This window comes from Colwellia meonggei (assembly GCF_057537295.1).
In genome coordinates this window covers 953,545-976,509 of record NZ_BAAJLZ010000001.1, presented here as the reverse complement: position 1 = coordinate 976,509, position 22,965 = coordinate 953,545, and the positions used below count along the sequence as shown (strand labels likewise).

Genomic DNA, 22,965 nt, shown 5'->3' with positions numbered 1-22,965 from the left:
TGAGTAACGAGTTTTTAAAACTATTTTTGTTCATTACAGTACTCCCGTTAGTCGTAGCAAGGCAGTTACTAATAAATTTAATAAGGCAAGCGGTAACATAACCATCCAGCCAAACTTCAATAATTGGTCAAATCTCGGTCTTGGTAATGATGTTCTTAACAAAATAAAAAACATCACAAAGCACATTATTTTAATAACAAACCAAAGGAGCGGCGGTAACCACGACGCCAGTGGCTCAGGCATTAACCAACCACCAAAAAATAGCACTACTGACATAGCTGAAATTAACGTTACGCCTAAGTATTCACCGAGAAAAAATAACGCAAACTTTAAACCGGAGTATTCGGTATGAAAGCCAGCAGTAAGTTCAGTTTCAGCCTCAGGTAAGTCAAAAGGTAAGCGATGACTTTCAGCAATACCGGCAATAAGAAAAATAAAAAAACCAACAAATTGGGATTGAATTAACCAACCATCTGTTTGAGCTAAAACGATTTCACGTAAATTAAAGGTACCGGTAAGTAGTACCACCCCCATTACCGACAAACCCATAAAAACTTCATAACTTACTGTTTGCGCTGCTGCTCGCATGCCACCTAACAATGCATATTTTGAATTTGATGCCCAGCCAGCCAGTACCACGCTATAAACCGCGAGCGATGCCATAGCTAGGAAAAATAACAAACCAATATTTAAATTTGAAACACCAATATCAGGAGAAAATGGTACGACAGCAAAACTCATTAAGACGCAAATTGCGCCGATTATTGGAGCTAAAGTAAAAACAAGTCGGTCACTAAAAGGCGGTACCCAGTCTTCTTTGCCGAGAATTTTCAGTAGATCAGCAAATGATTGCAAAACACCAAAAGGGCCAACTCGATTCGGGCCATGACGGTCTTGCCAGATACCAATCAAACGTCTCTCAACCCAAACCAGCATAGCTGCCATAGGAATTAACAACGCGATAATGATGGTAATTTCAAGCAACTTCCATAGCATTTCAGGCATCAGTTAACCCTCCTGAAACTAAACGAATCGGGATTGTTTGATCGTTTTCTTTTAGCCTTGTTAACAGTGACTCTTTGCTAGCTTTTGCGGTTAAAATATCATCATTATATGAGCTTAAATAATCTGTAACTTCTTGATCATTCGCTAAAGTAATTTTCATTTCAATTTCTTGGCTCAACGACTGACACAAACTAAAATTTCCAAAAGCAAGAGTTTCAGGCAAATTTGGTAATATCGATATTTGGCTAATAACACTTTGGCTCACCAACTGCATATTTTCACCTGTTGCTGAAAATACTAACTTGCACCACTGCTGATTCTTTACTCCGGCTTTTAATGCGGTATTGGCATTGATAAAAACACAATTGCTTTGTTTCAATAACTGAAATTCAGGAGTCATTGCCGCTTGTTGCTCACTTAAGTAAATATTTTTTTGTTGCACATAACTCAAACAGTTTTCATTTTGTTTTGCACTGGAGTTAACTGCGATATCTTTTGATTCTTGCCAGTTTTCGTTTTCTGCTAAGCTTGTTGAAAATGTTATAAAACTCGCTTTTTGTTGTTGCTGCAACGGGCCATTAATATGCTCCTGATATCGCCCTATTGACTGATTTGAATTCCAGCCTGGCGCCCATGTAAATGGCATGTCTGAAGTTTGCTTAATAGAGGCACCTTCCATAGAAAAACTAAAACTATCATCAAATTTCTGCGTGGTTTTAGCTTCGTGAACCGTAATGTTCGCCATTTGTGAGGTTCTGCCACTTGCTCTATGGCTCATTCTTGCAACAGGCTTAGATTCTTGCTGTGCTTTAGCTGCAATCAACTGAGGCCAAAGCGCATAGTTATCAGCAAAGAAATGATGTAATTGCGTTAAAGACTGACAAGTCTCTTGCTTATTAACATGTTTTATTTGCTTGTTTAGATTTGTAGGTGTTGATAAATCAACGTTATCAGCAACTTCACTATCTACCTTTATACCTAATGTATCAGCGACCATATCAAGCCAACGCCAACTTTCTTGTACAGGTAGAACGGGCGGATGAACTTGATGAAATTTTTGGAAACGGCCTTGGTAATTTATGTAATGACCATCACCTTCACTTACCGGCGTGCTTGGTAATACAATATCGGCAATTTCGGATAACCGCTGCTTAGTATGGTCAAGCACAATAAGTGTTTTTGCACTTGCTCTTAATTGCTGTATTTGATTGTAAGAACAGCGTGCAAGCTCTTGCTCTAAAATAATTACACCTTGATAAACATTCTGTTGTTGATTGTTTTTTTCTGGCAATTTATCCAGCATTTGCTCAACCGATAACGAATGCTTATCCAGCAAAGACAAAACGCCAACACTATTACAATTGGCTGGCACTACAATTAAGTTAGCTGTATTAATATCATTGCGCTCTTGTAAGCATTGCAATAGCTCTGCTAAGTCAGCCAGAAGTTCAGCATTAACTAAACTAGTACCGGTAATAATTGTAGTTTTCTTTGCTCTGCATATCCCTTGATAAAGAGAAGCTACAAAATTTTGCTCTGCAGTATTTAACTGCCGTTGGTGGTTTTGGTGTTGGCAATACTCAGCAAGCTTTTGCTCTACCTCGATATGACTTAGCTGGCTATTTTTTAGTGATGTTAAAAGATTCGTTAAAGACTGAACACATAGTGAAATACGCGCTACCGGTGAAAGTAATGCCTGTTCAGCAACGTCATCTAATTTCGTGCTGGTGCTATGTAGCGAAAACAGCGGCGAAAGTTTCGTACCGCCAATAGTTCGTACTGCACTATCTTGCCAAGATGGAATCCCCATTGCAGATGCTTTATTAATTGCCACATTACGTAAAGCTTGCCTTACCGATAACGCCATGCGTGGCGCGGTTTGTGTAATATCTTCACCAACAATAAAAACTAAGTCACTGGTTTCAATATCAGCTAGATTTTCTGGCTTACAATGCTTTAGAATCTTGGAGTGTTGCACAGCAACTTGCATTTCGTCATTATGATAGCCCGCTGAAAAGTTTTCTTTGCCAACAATATTTTTTAAATAAAAATTACTTTCCAATGACGCTCTTGCAGAGCCTATACCAAGAAAGTTTTTCTTACGGAAATGCGAAAAAGCTTTACTAACATCAAGCGCTGAAAGCTGTAATGGCGATTGCTGCTCGATCCCCTTCACTTGCTTTATACGTTGTTCGCTATTCACATAGCCAATGCCAAAACGACCACGATCACAAAGGAAATAACCGTTAATTTCACTGTTGTATCGGTTCATCACCCGTCGCACTGAGCCGTAACGTTCACCAATGCTCAAATTACACCCCACCGAACAGTGGCTACATATCGACGGTGCGGATTGTAAGTCCCATTTACGGGTATAGTGTGCAGAAAAAACTTTGTTGGTAAAAACCCCTGTAGGACAAACTTCTACTAAATTACCACTGAATTCACTTTCTAAGGCTCCGTCAGTTTGCCGACCAAAATACACTTGATTTTTAGAGCCATAAACACCGAAATCTTTACCGCCTGCGTAATCATTATAGAAACGTGTACAACGGTAGCAGGTTATACATCGATTCATTTCATGACCAACCAGTTCACCTAAATATTGATTACTGAAAGTGCGTTTTGTCCCTTGATATTCTCTAGCGCTATGGCCCGTCATTACTGTCATATCTTGTAAGTGACATTCACCACCTTCGGCACAAACAGGACAATCATGAGGGTGATTTGTCATCATTGCCGAAATAATTTGTTCACGAAACTCACTGGCATCTTCATTTTTAATACTGATCCGCATCCCGTCAGTCACGGGTGTAGTACACGCCATCACCAATCGCCCACGTTGATCATTTTCATCCTGAAATTGAGTAACGGCACATTGACGGCAAGCGCCCACAGAGCCCATGGATGGATGCCAACAAAAGTAAGGTAGGTTCAATTTTTGTGATAGTACACCCGCTAACAAATTATCGGTATTACTGACCTGATAGGGCTCATCATCAATAAAAATAGTAACAGTATTTTCAGTCATATTATTGCCCTCCTTGCATTGCTCGGCTTTGGCTCTTTAAAGCAGCAGTAGCGACATGAGTACGCTTGGCCACCGATGTAGGATTATAATGACAACAACCATGTTCAATATGCTCTAGAAAATCATCATGAAAATATTTCAGCGCGCTTCGCAATGGCTCAACGGCACCTGGCGCTAAAGCACAGTGAGTTTTTCCTATCCACATAAAGTCACACAGTTTGTTAAGTGAATCTAAATCTTCAACTTTTCCATGACCATTTTCTATTCGAGTTAGTATTTCAACAGCCCACGGCGTACCATCTCGACAAGGGGTACACCAACCACACGACTCTTGTGCAAAGAAACGCATTAAATTAAGCACCATAGCAACTGGACAGTTTTTATTATCAAGTACAATTAACCCCCCGGTACCTAATCGACTACCGACCTTCGCTATCGAGTCATAATCCATAGGTGTATCTAAGTGCTCTGCCACTAGAAAATCTGTTGAGGCACCGCCGGGCAATAAGCCACGAAATGTTAATCCATCTTGCATACCACCTGCGTGATCGAACAAAACCTCACGTAATGTCGCCCCCATTGGCAGTTCCCACAAACCCGGAATTTTTACTCGCCCACATGCGCCATAAATTTTACTACCGGCATCACTTTCTGGCGCAATAGCCTGAAACCAATCAACACCATTTTTTAAAATATGAGGCAAATTACTTAGTGTTTCGACATTGTTGACTATGGTCGGTTTGCCAAAAAGGCCTGCAACTTGCGGAAATGGCGGTTTAGCTCTAGGGTTGGCGCGCTTACCTTCAAGCGCGTTAATTAACGCTGTTTCTTCCCCGCAAATATAACGGCCAGCACTAGAATGGACATATAATTCTAATGAAAATGTACTGCCCTGAATTTTATCTCCTAACCAATTGTGCTGGTATGCTTCGTTAATTGCTTGTTGCAGTCGCTTTGCTGCTAAATGGTATTCGCCACGAAGAAATATATATGCTTTATTCGCTCCAATGGTAAATGCGGCAATAATCATAGCTTCAACCAACTGATGTGGAATACCTTCAAGCAATAATCGGTCTTTGAAAGTACCTGGTTCCATTTCATCGGCATTAGCAACCAAATATTTGTTTTCAGGTGCATTGCCATCATTGGCGTCAAACATAGGTACAAAACTCCATTTCATACCAGTAGGAAAACCAGCGCCACCCCGCCCTTTTAAGCCTGAATTTTTCACTAACTCTAAAACGTCATTAGGGCTATGTTCTAACAAAGCACTTTTGGCACCTTGATAACCGCCATGTTGGCAGTAACCGTCAAAATCTAGGGGCTGACGAACGTCTGCCCATTGAGTTAACGGGCAGATACTACTTGAGACAAAAGCATCATTCATGATGGTAGCTCCTGATTAGCAAGTTGCTGTAATATTTCAACAGCTCGATCTGGGGTCAATTGTTCGTAATGCATACTTCCTATCATCATTACGGGGGCTTTATCACAGCCACCTAAACAGGCATTTGAAAGTAAAGTGAATTTGCCATCTTGGGTGGTTTGGCCATAATCAATTTGTAAATGCTGCTTAATTGCCTCTAATACACCATTCATATCCGTAAGGTGGCAGGCAATACTGTCGCAAAGATGAATGACATGCTCGCCAACAGCCTGTCGATAAATTAAGTTATAAAATGTGGCGACACCTTCTAGTTGTGCAACAGGCATCGCCAATAAATCACTAATAGCGTACAAACTGTCATCACTTACCCAGCCACGATGATTTTGCACAACCTTCAACGCTTCAATCCCTGCCGCTTCGCGTGTTTCCATAATGCTTGCTTCATGCTCTATCGCTGCAATTTCACTGGCAGTTAAATAGTGTTGATAATCAATAGTGATGGTGTCGATTGTTTCCATAACCTTCTCTTTAATAACTTATAAAAATCATCATATTTAAAACTCTTACCCTATTTAGTATTAGCGCCAACAACATTTATCGGTCAACATCTGCCATGACATAGTCAACGCTACCTAAGGTCGCGATAAGATCCGCCACCATTTGCCCTTTGCTGATCAAAGGCAACATTTGTAAATGAGCGAAACTTGGGGTTCGAATTCGGGTGCGATAACTCATAGTGCTACCGTCACTGATCAAGTGATATGCCATAATGCCCTTCGTGGCTTCAACACTCATCGATACTTCGCCAGCAGGGATAACAGGACCCCAAGAAACATTCAGAAAATGTGGTATTAAGGTATCTATGTCACGCATAGTGCGATCTTTCACTGGCGGTGTTGTTTGAGGATGTTCAGCTTTATAAGGCCCTTCTGGCATGTTGTTTAAACATTGCTCGATAATACGAATACTTTGTCGCATTTCCTCTACACGGACACGACATCGGTCATAGCAGTCACCGTTGTGACCTAGTGGTACATCAAAATCAAACTGGTCATATCCACTATATGGCCGTTGTTTACGCAGGTCCCAAGCATAACCAGTAGCCCGTAAGCCTGGGCCCGTAATGCCCCAATCAATTGCTTCTTGACTAGAATATGCGCCAATACCAACAGTACGTTGTTTTAAAATAGCGTTTTGCATTACCATTTTTTCGTATTCATCTAGACGTTTAGGAAGGTAGTTAACATAGTCTCGTACTAGGGTATCCCAGCCTTTGGGCAAGTCTTGTGCAACCCCGCCAATGCGAAACCAGCTTGGATGCATACGAGCGCCAGTGAATGCTTCAATAATGCCAAACAGCTTTTCTCGGTCGATAAACATATAAAATATTGGCGACAGAGCACCTATATCTTGCGCAAACGTGCCATAAAATAATAAATGACTGAGAATTCGAAACATTTCAGCAGTCATAATGCGAATTACTTTTGCGCGATCTGGCACGTTAATGCCAGCAAGCTTTTCAACTGCCATCACGTAAGGAAAGTTATTCATTACGCCACCAAGATAGTCAATACGGTCGGTATATGGAATATAACTATGCCAAGACTGTCGCTCCCCCATTTTCTCAGCCCCCCTATGGTGGTAACCAATATCCGGGACGCAATCGACTATTTCCTCACCTTCCATTTGTAAAACAATTCGAAATGCCCCATGTACACTAGGATGGTTAGGTCCTAAATTTAAGAACATAAAGTCGCTATTCTTACTTTGACGTTTCATGCCCCAAGCTTCAGGGTCAAATTGCAGTGCAGCTTGTTCAATATATTGCTGGTAAGGCGGTAAGGTGAAGGGATCCATTTCTGTGGCACGAGCAGGATGTGTTTTCAGTAACGGATGCCCCTGCCAAGTATGAGGCATTAAAATACGGGTTAAATACGGGTGGCTATCAAAAACAACACCAAACATATCCCATACTTCGCGCTCATACCAATTGGCATTTGGCCAGAGGTGACAAACACTATCTATTGTTGTATCACCTACATTCAGTGCAACTTTAATACGTATATCTTGGTTACGCTGATATGATCTTAAGTGATAACTAATCGTTATCGCACGGGCGAGTTTGGCTTTATGTTGCTTTTCAGTTTCATCAATTGCCGTAATATCAAAACACATATCAAATGGCTTATCTAATTGATGTCTTAATAGCTGCATTAGTTTAAGTAGTTGTTTTTTTTCGAGCCAAAATGATGGGATGTCATCAACAATATTTTCAGCAGCAGTAACAGCTTGTAAATCAAGCTCAGGGGCGATAGCAATTATTTCATCATGCAAAGGTACTGCTTGAATCATTTGCCAATTTCTACTCGCCTTAATATCGACTTTTGTCACTTCCACATCCTTAATCACAACAAATTTGGCTTAGTTTTTTTCCACTTAGCGGTTTAACAAGCACATGCTTTAAACCTGATCAGGGGAATCTAAATTTTGTACTTGAATACGCTCTTCATGCTTTATATCTCGCAATGACGGCTTGGCTATTTGGCTAGTATTTTGTTCGCCAACAACCCAACTTAAGGGTCTAGGTTGATGTTCAATATTAGTTTGTAATAATAAAAGAGCTTCCAACAAAGCCTCAGGACGAGGTGGGCAACCGGGCACATAAACATCAACAGGAATGAATTTATCAACCCCTTGTACAACACTGTAAATGTCATACATACCGCCAGAATTAGCACAAGATCCCATAGAAATAATCCAACGTGGTTCAAGTAACTGCTCATATAAGTGCTGGATCACCGGTGCCATTTTTCGAAAGCATGTACCAGAAATCACCATAAGGTCTGCTTGTCTTGGCGTAGCACGAATAACTTCGGCACCAAAACGCGCAATATCATGTCGTGAAGTGAAACTGGTCGCCATTTCTACGTAGCAACAACTTAAGCCAAAGTTAAACGGCCAAATTGAATTTTTACGACCCCAATTCACCATGTCATCAAGCTTAGCCATAAAGATATTGCGTTTAAGTTCTTCTTCAGAAACACCTTTTACTTGGCTCATTGCATCATCAAGCTTGGCTTTAGTAAGTGACCACTCCATTACACACGTCCTTTATCTTGTTCGAGTAAATCAGCACCAAGTGCTTGCTGATCAGATAGGTGTTCTGATTGTTGTCTTTGTAGTTGTCGTTGACGAAATGGCTGGTGATGCTTTTTTAACTCCAAGGCGCCAATACGTATTAAATAAATTAGCGCCGCCAATAAGATGACAATAAATATACTTGCCTCGATAAACCCCGCCCAACCAACGTCATCAAAAGCAATAACCCAAGCAAATAGGTAAATGGTCTCTAAATCGAAAATGACAAAGAAAATAGCGTATAAAAAAAAGTGATTGGTAAAGCGAGTTTTGTTATTCGAAACGGAAATAATACCCGACTCGTACGGCGTATTTTTTGCGCGTTGTTTACTTTTTGGACCAAGAAAGTACGACAACAGCATCATTACAATAAGCATACCTGCCAAAATAAGAAAGTATGCCGCTATTGGCCAAACTTGCGCTATTTGCTCTGATGTTTCCACAACGCCCCCACTTATAGTTAAATAACTACAAACCGACAGACCGCGAACTTATCGAATATTAAAACCATCCAGCTCAGGCATAGCCACTAGCAAGAGGGTTATTTAATGGCGTACTAAATGTTTAGGGTTACTGAAGTTACTCACTACATAGCAATAAAAGTACATGGGAAGTACAGTGTAAAATATATGTTAGGTAGGCTAAATACCTTACCTTATAGGGAGCCAACCATTACTTAGCGTAATATCAGCTCACTGCATTTACTTATTATTGTTATGTCGCTTTCGCCAACTTTCTCTCTTCATTAACCTTACTGAGATAGCACCTATAATTAGGTATTCATTTTTATTTTCATATCTCACATAAAAATGAATTTACCTGATATAAAAGCAATACTACTGTCAACAACCTTTGCGAATACGTATTGCAAAAATGTTTTGATGATAAATATTGCTGATATTTTGAGTATAGAAAAGAATTTAAATAATGCTTATTTTTTAAGCGATCATTAACAATAATTAAATTTTACTGGACAAGAAAGCAATAAACACGGCGCTTGCCGTGTTTATTTATTAATGATTAGATATTTTATACAAAGATAATGTAACCCTACTCTTCCGCACCATTAAGCAAATCAGAAAAAGCAGAAAGTTTATCTAACACTAAGCCATGAATAGACTTTCGAGGGTAACGTCCTGTTCGGCTTATTTCTCCTGCAGGCTGCGCCATTAAGACTTCAATTGCTTGGTCAATATTTTCAACGGCATAAATAGCAAACATGTTATTTTCTACTGCTTCAATAACGTCAGGCGCTAACATCAAGTTAATCATATTAGTTTTAGGGATGATAACCCCTTGCTTGCCTGTTAAGCCTTTGTCTTTACATAAACGATAAAAGCCTTCTATTTTTTCGTTAACGCCGCCAATAGATTGCACCTCACCGTGTTGGTTCATTGAACCTGTAATCGCAATACCTTGATTAATAGGTAAATTAGCAATGGCAGATATTAATGCACAAAGCTCAGCCATTGATGCACTGTCCCCATCAATATGACCATAAGACTGCTCGATAGCAATATTGGCAGAAATAGTTACAGGAAAGTTTTGCCCGTATTTATGACCTAAATACCCTGTTAAAATCAAAACCCCTTTTGAATGGATAGATTTCCCTAAGTCGACCTCGCGTTCAATATCGGTAACCCCTTGGCTACCAGCATAGACTGTTGCCGTTATTCTCGCTGGCGTACCAAAAACACTGTCGCCTATTTCAAGCACGGTTAGGCCATTAATATTGCCGACCTTTTCACCTTCAGTATCAATAAGCAGTTGTCGCTCTTTAATTTCTTCTAACCAAGCCTCACTCATGCGCCCCGTGCGTCGCTGCTTAGCCGCTAATGCCATGGCAACATGTTTACCACATAAACCATTACTGCTATCGGATAATTTCCAAAGGTAATACGCTTCATCCAATAAGTCATTTACCTGAACTATATTAGCGGAAATTTTATGTTGATGTTCCGCACGTCTTAACGCGTATTTAACCAGCTCTAACACAGCTTCATCGGTTACTTCTGGATAATCATTGCGGTAGGCACGTTGACGAATTAAGTTGGCATAATCGTTAAGGTTGGTTTGGCTTTTATCTAAATGACGGTCAAAGTCAGCAAGCACCCGAAAAAGCTCGGTAAATTCCTGATCATAATCTTGTAAAGTATAATAAATTTCAGGATCGCCCAATAAAATCACTTTTACTTTTAGTGGTATTTTTTCTGGCTGCAAGCTAAACGCACCTGGTTGGCTATATTCTGAATACGGATTTTCAATAGTAATTTTCTGAGATTTTAACGCTAACTTTAAGCGTGCCCACACTAAAGGTTGGGTTAGTAATTTATCGGCTTCTAGTAATAAATAACCACCGTTAGCTTTGTGTAAAGCCCCCGCTTGAATCAAACGATAACTGGTATAGCTACTGCCTTGAAAACTGGCAAAATCAACATGGCCAAATAAGTTTTGAAAGGTTGGGTTTTGTTCATAAATAACCGGTGCACCTTCATCGGCTTTACGTGGTACTAATAAGTTAGGCAAGAAACGCTCAACCATTAGCTTTCGCTTATCTTTATCATTATTAGCGTCATTGCTTTCATCAACTAACACTTCTAATACCGCATCAACCACATGCGATTTAACTTTTGAAAGGTACTTTAAGACACCAATATTACTGGCAAACTCATGTTCAAGTTCCTTTAAAAACGGACGAATACTATTTTCCGCCGTTTCGTGCTTAAGCTTACGCAATTTATCTGATGATTTTCGCTTCCACTGTGGCAACTCAATTAACTTCTCTGACAATACGTCTTCTAATTTTGCTAATAAAATATAAAATTCAGCCCGTTTAGGTTCATTTAAATTAGCAAATTCTTTGTCATTAAGCGGCTTACCATCAACTAACGGTGAAAAGCCAATTTCACCATTATCTTCATATAAGACAACATCATTTTTTAATGCCGTTTCCTCAACATCAGCAATTGCTTCGTCATAAGTTTGGTTAAACTCTCGATCAATTGCGGCTTTTTGTCGCTGATAACCTGGGTTATCAAATATTTCAGGAAATAAGTCCATTAACTCGTCAATAAAAGTGTTCATGCGAGTAAGTAATTGCTTACCATCGCCCGGACTAACGTATAGTTTATGAGGAGTATTAGGGTCGTCAAAATTATTAATATAGCACCACTCTTGCGGTGTTGGTTCTTGGCTAGCTGTTGCAGCTAACATTTGCTTGATCAGCGTTTGTCGGCCGGTACCATGCTCGCCCATAGCGTAAACATTAAAACCGGGAGCATCCATTGACAAGCCAAAATTCAGTGCTTCTTTAGCACGTTCATGACCAATAAATACTTGTTCTATTTCTGAGGAGGACGTCTCACTTGCAAACTGTTCTACCGTTAACTCTGCTGTTAATTGGCGTGGGGTTAAGCTTACATTTGTCGACAATTTCGTCATAGAAGATCTCTTTGGAATGCGATGTTAATACCAAGCTGATGCTTTGATACCGAATAATTGAATATAGTGTACCGTGAGTTCAACCCTTGGAGCAAAACAATATCAAAAAAAGCTGAGTAATTACGGAGTTAGGCTAACACGTTGAAAACTATTACCACCACATTCTATACAATCAACAATTGTACTGGCATGACTATAGGTTATGTTGTGTTGACATTGCTGACAAACTAACTGACCAAAACCAACATAATCACCCGAGTGATATAGCCCTTGATGCTGAAAATCATCAACTAGCTCACTCCACTCTACCTGTGATCTATCAGTAATATTAGATAAAGTTGACCAAAGACTTTCGTTTAGTAGCTCTAAATATAATGAATGTTTAATGTCAGACTGAGACTGCTGATAAAATTCATTCAAATCATAACTTAAATTATCAATAAACTGCTTCACTTGTTGCTCAGGAATTTGCTCGGCAGCAATTAAAATGCTTTTCGCCTTTGTAATGAAGTCAACAATAGAGCGCACTTCATGTTGATTGGTATCGTCTAGCCAAACTTGTAATTTTCGATAAACATCTTGAAAGCGAGATTGTTGCTGTTTCATATCACCGTCCTTACTAATGCGAGTATAGCTAATAATATACCTGTTAATTATAGTGTAACTTGCTAACCATAGCGGTGCTTTTCAGCGTTCTTCTGAATTTATTAGTAATTTAATAAAAAACTGACGCTTTATCGCGCTTTAACTTGTCGCTAACGCTTGAGATAAGGTATCCTATCGAGATTATTTTTATCACTTCAATTTAGCTGACTAAACAGAAAATTTTCTTATAAAAATTCACTGACAAAAGCGAGTTGAATATCTTATTTTTAGCGTGTTTGAGAAATCTTAATGGAATCCATTTATAACCCCCAATCAATTGAAGCCGAAGTTCAAAAGTTCTGGACTGACAACAACACTTTCAAAGCTGAAGAGCAACCTGGAAAAGAAAAATTTTATTGTTTGGCAATGTTTCCATACCCAAGTGGTCGCCTCCATATGGGTCATGTTCGTAACTACAGCTTAGGTGACGTTATTTCGCGTTACCAGCGTATGCAAGGTAAAAACGTGATGCAACCTATGGGTTGGGATGCGTTTGGCTTACCTGCTGAAAATGCTGCAATTAAAAACAACTCAGCACCAGCAAAATGGACTTATCAAAATATTGATTATATGCGTAATCAGTTGAAGACATTAGGTTTTGGTTATGACTGGAGCCGTGAACTAGCAACCTGTAAAAAAGATTATTACCGTTGGGAGCAATGGTTCTTCACACAACTTTATGAAAAAGGTTTAGTGTACAAGAAGAACGCTACCGTGAACTGGGATCCGGTTGATCAAACCGTATTAGCGAACGAACAAGTTATTGATGGTCGCGGTTGGCGCTCTGGTGCCATTGTTGAACGTAAAGAAATTCCACAATGGTTTATCAAAATTACTGATTATGCAGAAGAGTTACTTAACGACTTAGACCAACTTGAAGAGTGGCCTGAACAAGTTAAAACCATGCAACGTAACTGGATTGGCCGTTCTGAAGGTGTAGAGATGACCTTCCAAGTAGCTGGCTCATCAGACAGTTTCGATATTTACACCACTCGTCCAGACACATTAATGGGAGTTACGTATGTTGCATTAGCGGCACAACACCCATTAGCGCTAGCTGCTGCAGAAAATAATCCAGCACTTGCTGAGTTTATTCAAGAGTGTAAAACCAACAAAGCCACCGAAGCCGATATGGCAACGATGGAGAAAAAAGGTGTCAACACTGGCCTTAAAGCAATTCACCCAATTAGTGGTGAATTAGTACCTGTATGGGCTGCAAACTTTGTCTTAATGGATTACGGCTCAGGTGCGGTAATGTCGGTGCCTGGCCACGACCAACGTGATTTCGAATTTGCTCAAAAGTATGGCTTAGAAATTAAGCAAGTTATTGTTGCGCAAGAAGACGACGATATTGCTAAAGCAGCCATTGTTGAAAAAGGCGCATTATTAAACTCAGGTGAGTTTGACGGTCTAGAATTCGATGCTGCTTTTAAAGCGATTTCAGAAAAATTAACCAGCGAAAATAAAGGCAAAGTAACGGTTAATTACCGCTTACGTGATTGGGGTGTTTCTCGTCAACGTTACTGGGGTACACCAATTCCAATGGTCAACTTAGCTAATGGTGAATCTGTACCTGTACCTGCTGACCAACTACCGGTTGAGTTACCTGAAGATGTCGTAATGAATGGTGTTACTTCTCCTATTAAAGACAACCCAGAGTGGGCAAAAACAAGCTATAACGGCGAAGAAGCCTTCCGCGAAACTGATACTTTCGATACCTTTATGGAATCATCTTGGTATTACGCGCGTTACTGTTCACCAAACGATGACACACAAATGTTAGATCCAGCTAAAGCCAACTACTGGTTACCTGTTGATCAGTACATAGGTGGTATTGAGCATGCTATTTTGCATTTACTTTACTCGCGCTTTTTCCATAAACTTCTACGTGACGTAGGTTTAGTTGAATCAGACGAGCCATTCAAGAAGTTATTGTGTCAAGGTATGGTGTTAGCCGATACTTATTACCGTGAAGCCGACAACGGCGCACAAGAGTGGATTGCACCTTCAGATGTTGATGTAGAGCGAAATGAAAAAGGTCATGTAACTTCAGCTATAAGCAAAATTGATGGTGAAGCGGTTATTTCAGCGGGCATGAGTAAAATGTCTAAATCGAAAAATAACGGCATTGATCCACAAGAAGTTATTGAACAATACGGCGCCGATACTGTACGTTTATTTATTATGTTTACTTCACCACCTGAGCAAACGTTAGAATGGTCAGATTCAGGCGTTGAAGGTGCACATCGTTTCTTAAAACGTGTATGGAAGTTAGCTTTCGACTTTACCGAAGCCGCAGAAGTATCAACAGCTGCGCCAGATGTTAGCGGTTTAACATTAAACTCAGCGCAAAAATCGCTACGTCGTGAATTACATAAAACAATTGCTAAAGTAAGTGACGATATTGGTCGTCGTAATACTTTTAACACGGCAATTGCTGCCATCATGGAATTAATGAACCACTTAAGCAAAGCAAGCATGGAAACAACAGAAGATCGCGTTGTTATGCATGAAGCTATTCGCGCGGTGGTCTTAATGTTAACACCAATTGTGCCACATATGAGTCACCATTTATGGAGCATGATTGGTGACGGTCAGTCTGTTGAAGACACACTATGGCCTGTTGTTGATGATAGCGCTTTAGTCGAAGATGAAAAGCTGATCATTTTACAAGTCAACGGTAAAGTTCGTGCGAAGGTAACGGTTGCCGCCGATGCAACAAAAGAAACGGTTGAAGCTATTGGTTTTGCCGATGAAAACGTGACTCGATTCACAGACGGAAAAACCGTACGTAAAGTTATTTACGTACCAGGTAAACTGTTGAACATTGTGGCTAATTAATCAATATTAGTTGCAAATAAGGCGAGTAATACCTTATAAACATTATTACTCGCCAGTTTTAACGGTATTGGACTGGGCATTAAACCATCATTAAATTTTGCCTACTTTTACAAGAAAATAGTGAAGCATGTATGACTCAATTAATAATTCGCCAAATTAGTTTATTTATTTCCATTAGCTTGTTAAGTGCCATTTTAAGCGGCTGTGGTTTTCAACTACGTGGTAATTATTTATTAGCGCCTGAATTACAAACCATAGAGTTTAGCTCTGTTGATAAATTTGGAGAGTTAACTCGACTCGTTAGACAACATTTAACAATAAATGATGTAAAACTTGTTAAAGCAAGCGATAAAGCTATCCCTCAAATGCGTATTTTGCAAGATAACTTAGACCGCAGAACCTTGTCGGTATTTCCTAATGGACAAGTTGCAGAGTATGAATTGATTTACACGGTACGCTATCAAGTACTTATCCCAGGTAAAGATGTTCAAAACTTTAACTTTGAATTGAACCGCGACTATCAAGACGATCCTGATATTGCTTTAGCAAAAAGCCGTGAACTTTCGCTCATGTTACGAGAAATGCGTCAAGAAGCGGCAACGAAAATTCTACGTGATATGGCCAGTATCGAGTTATAAACTCGCAATTTGTCGAGTACGTTAAGCACCTTATATGCGCATCTATCATAACCAACTCAGCAATACACTTAAACAAGGTTTCAAGCCTGTTTGGTTGATTTTTGGTGATGAACCATGGCAAAAAAATGATGCGTTAAATAGCATCAAAACCACAGCAAAACAGCAAGGGTTTGACGAACTTATTCGTTTTAGTGTTGACGACAAATTCAATTGGGATGACTTGTTTCAAGAATATCAATCAATGAGCTTGTTTTCTTCTTTGCGTATTATTGAAGTTGAATTTGTAAATGGCAAAATTGGCGACGTTGGTGCAAAAGCAATTGCACAGCTCCTCACAGTTTTACACCAAGATGTGCAACTTGTTTTTCATGGTCCGAAACTTGATGCGGCAACACAAAAACGTAAGTGGTTTAAATCGCTAGAAGCTGCTGGCTGCTTTTTACCTTTATATGATATTGAAGGTAAACAACTTAAGCAGTGGTTAGCAAACCAAGCCCGTGTTTTGCAACTGTCATTACAACCTGACGTTTTCGAACTAATGGCAGAGCTTTTTGAAGGTAATATACCGGCTCTTGCTCAAGAGCTAGAAAAACTATCAATATTATTTGGCCAGCAAATGGTCAGCATAGAAGATGCTGAACAACTGTTGATCAAACAAGCGAAATTCAATCCATTTCAATTACTTGATACATTACTGATTGGCGATCTAAAAAAATGCCTCACTATGTTAGATCAACTACAACATGACGGCAGTGCATTTGGGCAATTAGTCTGGTTTGTTCACAAAGAAATTAATCAACTATATGCGATGCTTTCTCAATTATCTCAAGGCGCTACTCAAAATGAAATTTTTAAGCAGTACCGCATTTGGGATAAAAAGAAACCTTTATACCAGCACGCTTTAAGCCATATTAGTTTAGCAAATACTGAGCAAGCACTAGGGAGATTAGCGCAAGTTGATTTACTCAGTAAAACCAGCAGTGACTTTAACCCGTTCATTCTCCTTAGTGACATATTTATCTGCTTATATCACGGCGAGTTTAGTGAAAAATTCAGCCTAGATTATGAATACAATTAACGCTCCTCAGCCCGAGTTAATTTTACTACTCGGTGGTACATTCGATCCAATACATAATGGGCATACCCACCCCGCGAAAGAAACCGCATTATGGTTAGGAGCAACACAAGTATCATTACTACCCGCGCATATTCCACCACACAAAAATGGTACTCATGCAACCGCCAGTCACCGTGTTGCAATGGCACGGCTAGCCTGCTATGAGGAGCCGCTATTTCAGCTTGATACGCGAGAATTACAACGAGACAGCCATTCATATACCATAGATACCTTAATGGAATTAAAAGCAGCCAAGCCTAATGCACATTTACATTTTATCATGGGCATGGATTCGCTACTTTCATTTACACGTTGGCGCCAATGGCAAAAAATTTTGGAATTATCGAACTTAGTGGTAAATATTCGACCTGGATATTGTCATCAGCAACTTGCCAGCAAACTTCCTCCGGTCTTGTTGCCTCATATTATTGATAATGTTGCGCAATTAAAACTGCATGCCCATGGCAAAATTATTTTGCACGACTGCACCGCAGTTGATATTTCATCAACACAAATTCGCCATTACATTCACCAAGATATTAATTATGAAGCGCTTGTTCACCCACGAGTATTTGAATATATAGAACAACAACAACTTTACCGCTAAAACTTTTATTAATAATATTGCCCTATCCTCGTACGAAAAACGCTTTGTTACTTAAAAAACTCCTCCTTGACAACATTACACGGTTAACTGATAAACAAATTAATGCTATTATCGCCGATTATTGTTCTTAATAGAGATACCCCACTTGCAAAGCTCAGATCTAATTCCGTTTGTTACTGAAAAAATCGAAGATATGAAAGGCCGTGATATTGTCAATTTAGACGTATCTAAAAAGTCGAGCTTCGCCGACTGTATGGTCATATGTTCTGGTAACTCAAAACGCCATGTAATTTCCATTGCTAAATCATTAACGATCGAATGTCGTGCCGCAGGTGTTGAAGCCTTAGGTGTAGAAGGCAATGATGTTGGTGAGTGGTCATTAGTAGATTTAGGCGACGTGATTGTTCATATCATGACCGATGAAGTGCGCGACCGTTACCAATTAGAACAACTTTGGGAATAGCATAAACGACAATGCGCATTACCTTATATGCTGTAGGCAATAAAATGCCGGCTTGGGTTAGCCAAGGTTTTAATGAATACTGCCGACGCTTTCCACGTGACATGAGCTTTCACCTTGTTGAAATAACGCCAGGTAAACGCGGTAAAAATGCCGATATTGCAAGAATCCTTGAAAAAGAAGGTGAGCAAATGCTAGCGGCAATACCAAAAGGTAATCGCATTGTTACTTTAGAAGTAGAAGGAAAACCGTGGACAACGCCAGATTTGGCTAAACAACTAGAGCGCTGGCATGTGGATAGTCGAGACGTTGCCTTGCTAGTTGGCGGCCCTGAAGGTTTAGCGCCTGCTTGTATTCGCGCTTCTGAGCAAAAATGGTCATTGTCACCCTTAACATTACCACACCCTATGGTGCGTATTGTTGTCGCTGAAAGCCTATATCGAGCTTGGTCAATTAATAATAATCACCCCTATCATCGCGAGTAAATCATGGCAGCTAAAAAACGTGTTGCCATAAGAGATCACAGTGCAGAAGCCAACCTTTTCGCACGTCGCACATTTATTACCTTTATTGGCGTATTGGTACTGTCGTTAATACTTTTTAGTAATGTTTACGATTTAGAGGTTAACTCGTATCAAAAGTATCAAACTCGCTCAAATTCAAATCGCATAAAGTTACTTCCAGTCGCACCAAATAGAGGCTTAATTTACGATCGCAACGGCGTACTACTTGCTGATAATAAGCCAGTTTATAGTTTAGAAGTGATCCCTGAACAAGTAGACGATATCAAAGCTAGCTTAAAAGAACTCAGCCAGCTACTCGACATTAGTCAGGAAAAACAAAACAAGCTGCTTAAGGCCTTAAAAAGTAAACGACGCTTTAAACCGATTGAATTACATTCGCGCTTGAGCGACCAACAGGTATCACTATTTTCAGTCAACCAGCATAAATTTCCTGGTTTTTTTATTGATGCCCGCTTAAAACGCTATTACCCATTTGCCGATTTAACTACACATTCACTAGGTTATGTGGCACGAATTAATCGTCGAGACTCGATTAAATTAGAAGAACAAGGTATTGCCGATAACTACGCTGCTACACGTAACATTGGTAAGCTTGGTTTAGAACGTTATTATCAAGACATATTACACGGCACTATTGGTCACCAAGAGGTAGAAATTAATAGCCAAGGCCGAGTGATACGTACGTTAGATTTTACCCCACCTGTTCCAGGTAAAGATTTAACTTTAACATTAGATATTGAATTACAAATGATTGCTAAACGTGCGCTTTCAGGCAAGCGTGGCGCTGTGGTTGCTATTGATCCAAGAGATGGTGGTGTTTTAGCCATGTATTCAAATCCAAGTTTTGACGGCAACCTCTTTGTTCATGGCATCAGTAGTAAAAAGTACAAAAAACTATTAGATCCGAAAAGTAATAAACCTTTACTCAATCGTACTGTACAGGGTTATCCACCCGCTTCAACAATCAAACCTTTGTTAGCACTAACAGGGTTAAATGAGGGTATTATTACCCCAGAAACAGAAATCTACGATCCAGGTTTTTACCAACTACCAGGTATAGAAACCAAGCGACGAGATTGGAAAAAATGGGGCCATGGCAAAGTTAATTTAACTAAGTCATTAGAGCAGTCGTGTAATGTTTATTATTATGATTTAGCCTATAAACTTGGCATTACTCGTATTAGCAAAATGATGGAAAAGTTTGGTTTTGGAGAGCTCACTGGCATAGATATTCATGAAGAAAGTCGCGCCATAATGCCAAGCGTAGAATGGAAGCGCGGTCGTTATAACCAAAACTGGTATACCGGAGAAACTTTATCAGTCGGCATTGGGCAAAGCTTTTGGACAGTAACCCCTTTACAGCTTTCGCAAGCGATTTCTATTTTAGTGAATAAAGGTGAAATTAAGGTCCCACACTTACTTAAAGCAACCACAGAAGTCGTTACCGACACCGCTAATAATAATCAGCAAACAACCATAGTGACTGACTATCAAGTTGATGAAAAACAGCCAATTGTATTAAAAGATAAAAATAACTGGGACATAGTTTTAGACGGTTTGCATAATACTGTACAAAAAGTTGGTGCTACTGGCTACAGTGCTTTTAAAGGCAGCAAATATGATGCAGCCGGTAAAACCGGTTCAGCCCAAACGGCAAATTTAGCGCAAGACGAAAAGTATGATGCAACGAAAGTACAAGAAAACAAACGTGATAATGCCATGTTTATTGCTTTCGCACCGTACGAGAGCCCAGAAATCGTTGTTGCTGTCGCCATTGAAAACGTCGCAAAAGGCGGTGGTGGTGCAAACGCGGCCCCTGTTGCTCGTCAAATAATGGATCAATATTTTGGCGACCGAGAGATTATCAGCCAAGACAAGAATAAACACCCATTACACGATAACGTTTATCATCAAGATATTTCGCAAAGCGCCAATAAAAACTCGGGGAACCAATAATGCGCAGCACAGGCCATGATCAACAAAAGCAACGCACATTATGGCAGCGTTTGCACATTGACCTGCCTCTATTAGCCGGTATTTTAGTGTTAATGACCTTGGGACTTTTTGTCGTTTATAGTGCCGGTGGACAAGAAAGTGCAATGTTAATTCGTCACGCTAAACGTGTCGGTGTTGCACTTTTTGTCATGTTTATTGTTGCGCAAATCCCGCCTCTTTCTTATCGAAAATGGGCCGTACCAGTATTTGTCTTAGGGCTACTACTACTAACGGCGGTATTACTATTTGGCCATGTTGGCAAAGGCGCACAGCGGTGGTTAGACTTAGGGTTTACCAAGTTTCAACCGTCTGAAATTATGAAGCTTGTCGTGCCAATCATGATAGCTTGGTATGTTAGTCAATATGACTTACCAACCAAAATTTCAAAAATTATTATTGCCTTTATTTTAGTGCTATTGCCTACCCTATTAATAGCGAGACAACCTGACTTGGGCACGTCGTTACTTATCGCAAGCTCTGGTATATTTGTTATATTTCTTGCTGGTGCGAGTTGGAAGTTAATAGGTACTTGTGCCGCTTTAGCATCTGCATTCGCGCCAATATTATGGATGTTTTTGATGAAACCTTATCAAAAACAGCGGGTATTAACTTTTTTAAACCCTGAGCAAGATCCGCTCGGCTCTGGTTACCATATTATTCAATCGAAAATCGCAATTGGCTCGGGCGGCATTCAAGGTAAAGGCTGGCTACAAGGTACACAGTCACAATTAGAATTTTTACCAGAGCGTCATACCGACTTTATTTTTGCGGTATTTAGTGAAGAATTTGGTTTAGTCGGTGTTGGCTTATTACTTACTGTTTATTTAGCAATTGTCATGCGTGGCTTATGGATTGCGGTTAACGCCCAGCATGCTTTTACTAAACTACTTGCAGGCAGTTTAACCTTAACTTTTTTTGTTTACGTTTTTGTAAATATCGGCATGGTTTCAGGTTTATTGCCCGTTGTTGGTGTACCACTACCACTAGTAAGCTATGGTGGAACGTCAATGGTGACATTAATGGCTGGATTTGGCATGCTAATGGCCATTAGTACGCATCGGCGATTTCACGCCTAACTCAATTCAGTAGTGAATATTCATGCTTGATATAGCGAAAAATAAAATAAAAACCTGCGCCATCAATATATTAATTCTTGCTTTGCTTTCCGCTTGTAGTAGCAATACCGGCCGATATCAGCAAAAACATGATAGTACGCCGAGCAGGCTACCAAGTAGTAGTGAACTACACGACGCCACGCCACGCGCTGAGACCCATAGCCGGGGCGGTAATAAACATTATCAAGTCCGCGGAAAACATTATCAGGTATTAAAATCCGCTGAAGGTTTCACCGAAACAGGCATTGCCTCTTGGTATGGCAAGAAATTTCATGGTCATCTCACCTCTAATGGCGAAATTTACGATATGTACGCGATGAGCGCCGCTCACAAGAACTTACCTTTACCAACGTATTTAAAAGTCATTAATAACGATAATGGCTTAAGTGTCATTGTACGAGTAAATGACCGGGGCCCTTTTCATCAAAGCCGCATTATCGATTTATCTTACAGTGCAGCCTATAAATTAGACATGTTAAAAACGGGCACGGCTAACGTGACTATTAGTGCTATTACTGACTTTTCAGTGAGTGCTTTACGTTCACTTAAAAATGAAAACTTTGCCAATGCAAAAGTAACTCCAGTACCAAAAGCAATCTCCCCTCCACTTGCAATGTCAACCTCAAGCAGTGAAATTAGTTCAGCGGAAACGACCGCTAATAACAAGCCGACACAAATTGCACCGCAAGCAGTTACCAATTCAAACATAGCAGTAGCCAATAAGAACAATGCTGATTATATTCAAGTGTTTGCGAGTAAAAGTGCAGCACAAGCACAGAACTTAGCCAACGCACTTGCAACACTGCATCAAAAAGAAACGCAACTAGAGAAAATAAATGGAATTTTTCGCGTTTTAGTCGGTCCGATTAAACAGCGTGAGGAACTCGCAAGTTTACTCTTAGCCATTAAAGACAATGGTTATCCGAATGCATTTGTTCGTAGAACAAGTGAATAACCTGAGGCTATTCACGAGTAGACTGTCAGTACTGACACGACATTGCAGGTATGTTTACATTATTGA

At 39.9% G+C, this 22,965-nt stretch carries 18 protein-coding genes; 9 read left to right on the top strand and 9 right to left on the bottom strand.

The window, feature by feature from the left end; all coding sequences use genetic code 11:
• Positions 1 to 33: 33 nt before the first annotated feature.
• The 9 genes from nuoH to AC27E9_RS04310 form a co-directional block, all read right to left on the bottom strand.
• Positions 34 to 1,005 carry an NADH-quinone oxidoreductase subunit NuoH gene (gene nuoH / locus AC27E9_RS04350; RefSeq protein ID WP_487127604.1) on the bottom strand — a complete coding sequence of 324 codons (972 nt, stop codon included), beginning with the start codon at positions 1,003 to 1,005 and terminating at the stop codon, positions 34 to 36.
• Positions 998 to 4,036, bottom strand: coding sequence for an NADH-quinone oxidoreductase subunit NuoG (gene nuoG / locus AC27E9_RS04345; RefSeq protein WP_487127602.1), 3,039 nt, complete (start codon positions 4,034 to 4,036; stop codon positions 998 to 1,000). Before nuoG ends, nuoH begins: the two co-directional genes overlap by 8 nt.
• Before the next feature lies 1 nt (position 4,037).
• A complete protein-coding gene (gene nuoF, locus AC27E9_RS04340) occupies positions 4,038 to 5,423 on the bottom strand; it encodes an NADH-quinone oxidoreductase subunit NuoF (RefSeq protein WP_487127600.1) in 1,386 nt (461 codons plus the stop codon).
• Complete coding sequence (gene nuoE / locus AC27E9_RS04335; RefSeq protein WP_487127598.1) at positions 5,420 to 5,941, bottom strand: NADH-quinone oxidoreductase subunit NuoE; 522 nt, start codon at positions 5,939 to 5,941, stop codon at positions 5,420 to 5,422. The genes nuoF and nuoE overlap by 4 nt, the downstream gene beginning before the upstream one ends.
• A gap of 76 nt (positions 5,942 to 6,017) precedes the next feature.
• Complete coding sequence (gene nuoC, locus AC27E9_RS04330; RefSeq protein WP_487128286.1) at positions 6,018 to 7,775, bottom strand: NADH-quinone oxidoreductase subunit C/D; 1,758 nt, start codon at positions 7,773 to 7,775, stop codon at positions 6,018 to 6,020.
• A gap of 108 nt (positions 7,776 to 7,883) precedes the next feature.
• Positions 7,884 to 8,483, bottom strand: a complete 600-nt coding sequence (locus tag AC27E9_RS04325) for a NuoB/complex I 20 kDa subunit family protein (RefSeq protein ID WP_487128284.1) — start codon at positions 8,481 to 8,483, stop codon at positions 7,884 to 7,886.
• 38 nt (positions 8,484 to 8,521) lie between these two features.
• On the bottom strand, positions 8,522 to 9,004 hold the full coding sequence (gene ndhC / locus AC27E9_RS04320; RefSeq protein WP_487127596.1) for an NADH-quinone oxidoreductase subunit A: 483 nt from the start codon (positions 9,002 to 9,004) through the stop codon (positions 8,522 to 8,524).
• Positions 9,005 to 9,611: 607 nt separating this feature from the next.
• A complete protein-coding gene (locus AC27E9_RS04315; protein ID WP_487127594.1) occupies positions 9,612 to 12,002 on the bottom strand; it encodes an AAA family ATPase in 2,391 nt (796 codons plus the stop codon).
• Positions 12,003 to 12,122: 120 nt separating this feature from the next.
• On the bottom strand, positions 12,123 to 12,608 hold the full coding sequence (locus tag AC27E9_RS04310) for a zinc ribbon-containing protein (protein ID WP_487127592.1): 486 nt from the start codon (positions 12,606 to 12,608) through the stop codon (positions 12,123 to 12,125).
• A gap of 288 nt (positions 12,609 to 12,896) precedes the next feature.
• On the opposite strand from AC27E9_RS04310, the gene leuS reads away from it, so the two are divergent.
• From leuS to AC27E9_RS04265, 9 genes are all read left to right on the top strand, one after another.
• Positions 12,897 to 15,488 (top strand): leucine--tRNA ligase, encoded by a 2,592-nt coding sequence (leuS, locus tag AC27E9_RS04305; protein ID WP_487127590.1) that lies wholly within the window; start codon positions 12,897 to 12,899, stop codon positions 15,486 to 15,488.
• A gap of 131 nt (positions 15,489 to 15,619) precedes the next feature.
• Positions 15,620 to 16,126, top strand: coding sequence for an LPS-assembly lipoprotein LptE (locus tag AC27E9_RS04300; RefSeq protein WP_487127588.1), 507 nt, complete (start codon positions 15,620 to 15,622; stop codon positions 16,124 to 16,126).
• A 34-nt stretch (positions 16,127 to 16,160) separates the two neighbouring features.
• Positions 16,161 to 17,204, top strand: a complete 1,044-nt coding sequence (gene holA, locus AC27E9_RS04295) for a DNA polymerase III subunit delta (protein ID WP_487127586.1) — start codon at positions 16,161 to 16,163, stop codon at positions 17,202 to 17,204.
• The gene (gene nadD, locus AC27E9_RS04290; protein WP_487127584.1) at positions 17,191 to 17,850 is read left to right on the top strand and encodes a nicotinate-nucleotide adenylyltransferase; all 660 of its coding nucleotides are present in this window, start codon (positions 17,191 to 17,193) and stop codon (positions 17,848 to 17,850) included. Before holA ends, nadD begins: the two co-directional genes overlap by 14 nt.
• A 145-nt stretch (positions 17,851 to 17,995) precedes the next feature.
• Entirely contained in the window at positions 17,996 to 18,313 is a 318-nt protein-coding gene (gene rsfS, locus AC27E9_RS04285; RefSeq protein WP_487127583.1) for a ribosome silencing factor, read from the top strand.
• 11 nt (positions 18,314 to 18,324) lie between these two features.
• Positions 18,325 to 18,795 carry a 23S rRNA (pseudouridine(1915)-N(3))-methyltransferase RlmH gene (rlmH, locus tag AC27E9_RS04280; protein WP_487127581.1) on the top strand — a complete coding sequence of 157 codons (471 nt, stop codon included), beginning with the start codon at positions 18,325 to 18,327 and terminating at the stop codon, positions 18,793 to 18,795.
• Between the two features lie 3 nt (positions 18,796 to 18,798).
• Complete coding sequence (mrdA, locus tag AC27E9_RS04275; RefSeq protein WP_487127579.1) at positions 18,799 to 20,790, top strand: penicillin-binding protein 2; 1,992 nt, start codon at positions 18,799 to 18,801, stop codon at positions 20,788 to 20,790.
• A complete protein-coding gene (rodA, locus tag AC27E9_RS04270; RefSeq protein WP_487127578.1) occupies positions 20,790 to 21,905 on the top strand; it encodes a rod shape-determining protein RodA in 1,116 nt (371 codons plus the stop codon). The genes mrdA and rodA overlap by 1 nt, the downstream gene beginning before the upstream one ends.
• A gap of 22 nt (positions 21,906 to 21,927) precedes the next feature.
• On the top strand, positions 21,928 to 22,899 hold the full coding sequence (locus AC27E9_RS04265) for a septal ring lytic transglycosylase RlpA family protein (RefSeq protein ID WP_487127577.1): 972 nt from the start codon (positions 21,928 to 21,930) through the stop codon (positions 22,897 to 22,899).
• Positions 22,900 to 22,965: the final 66 nt, after the last annotated feature.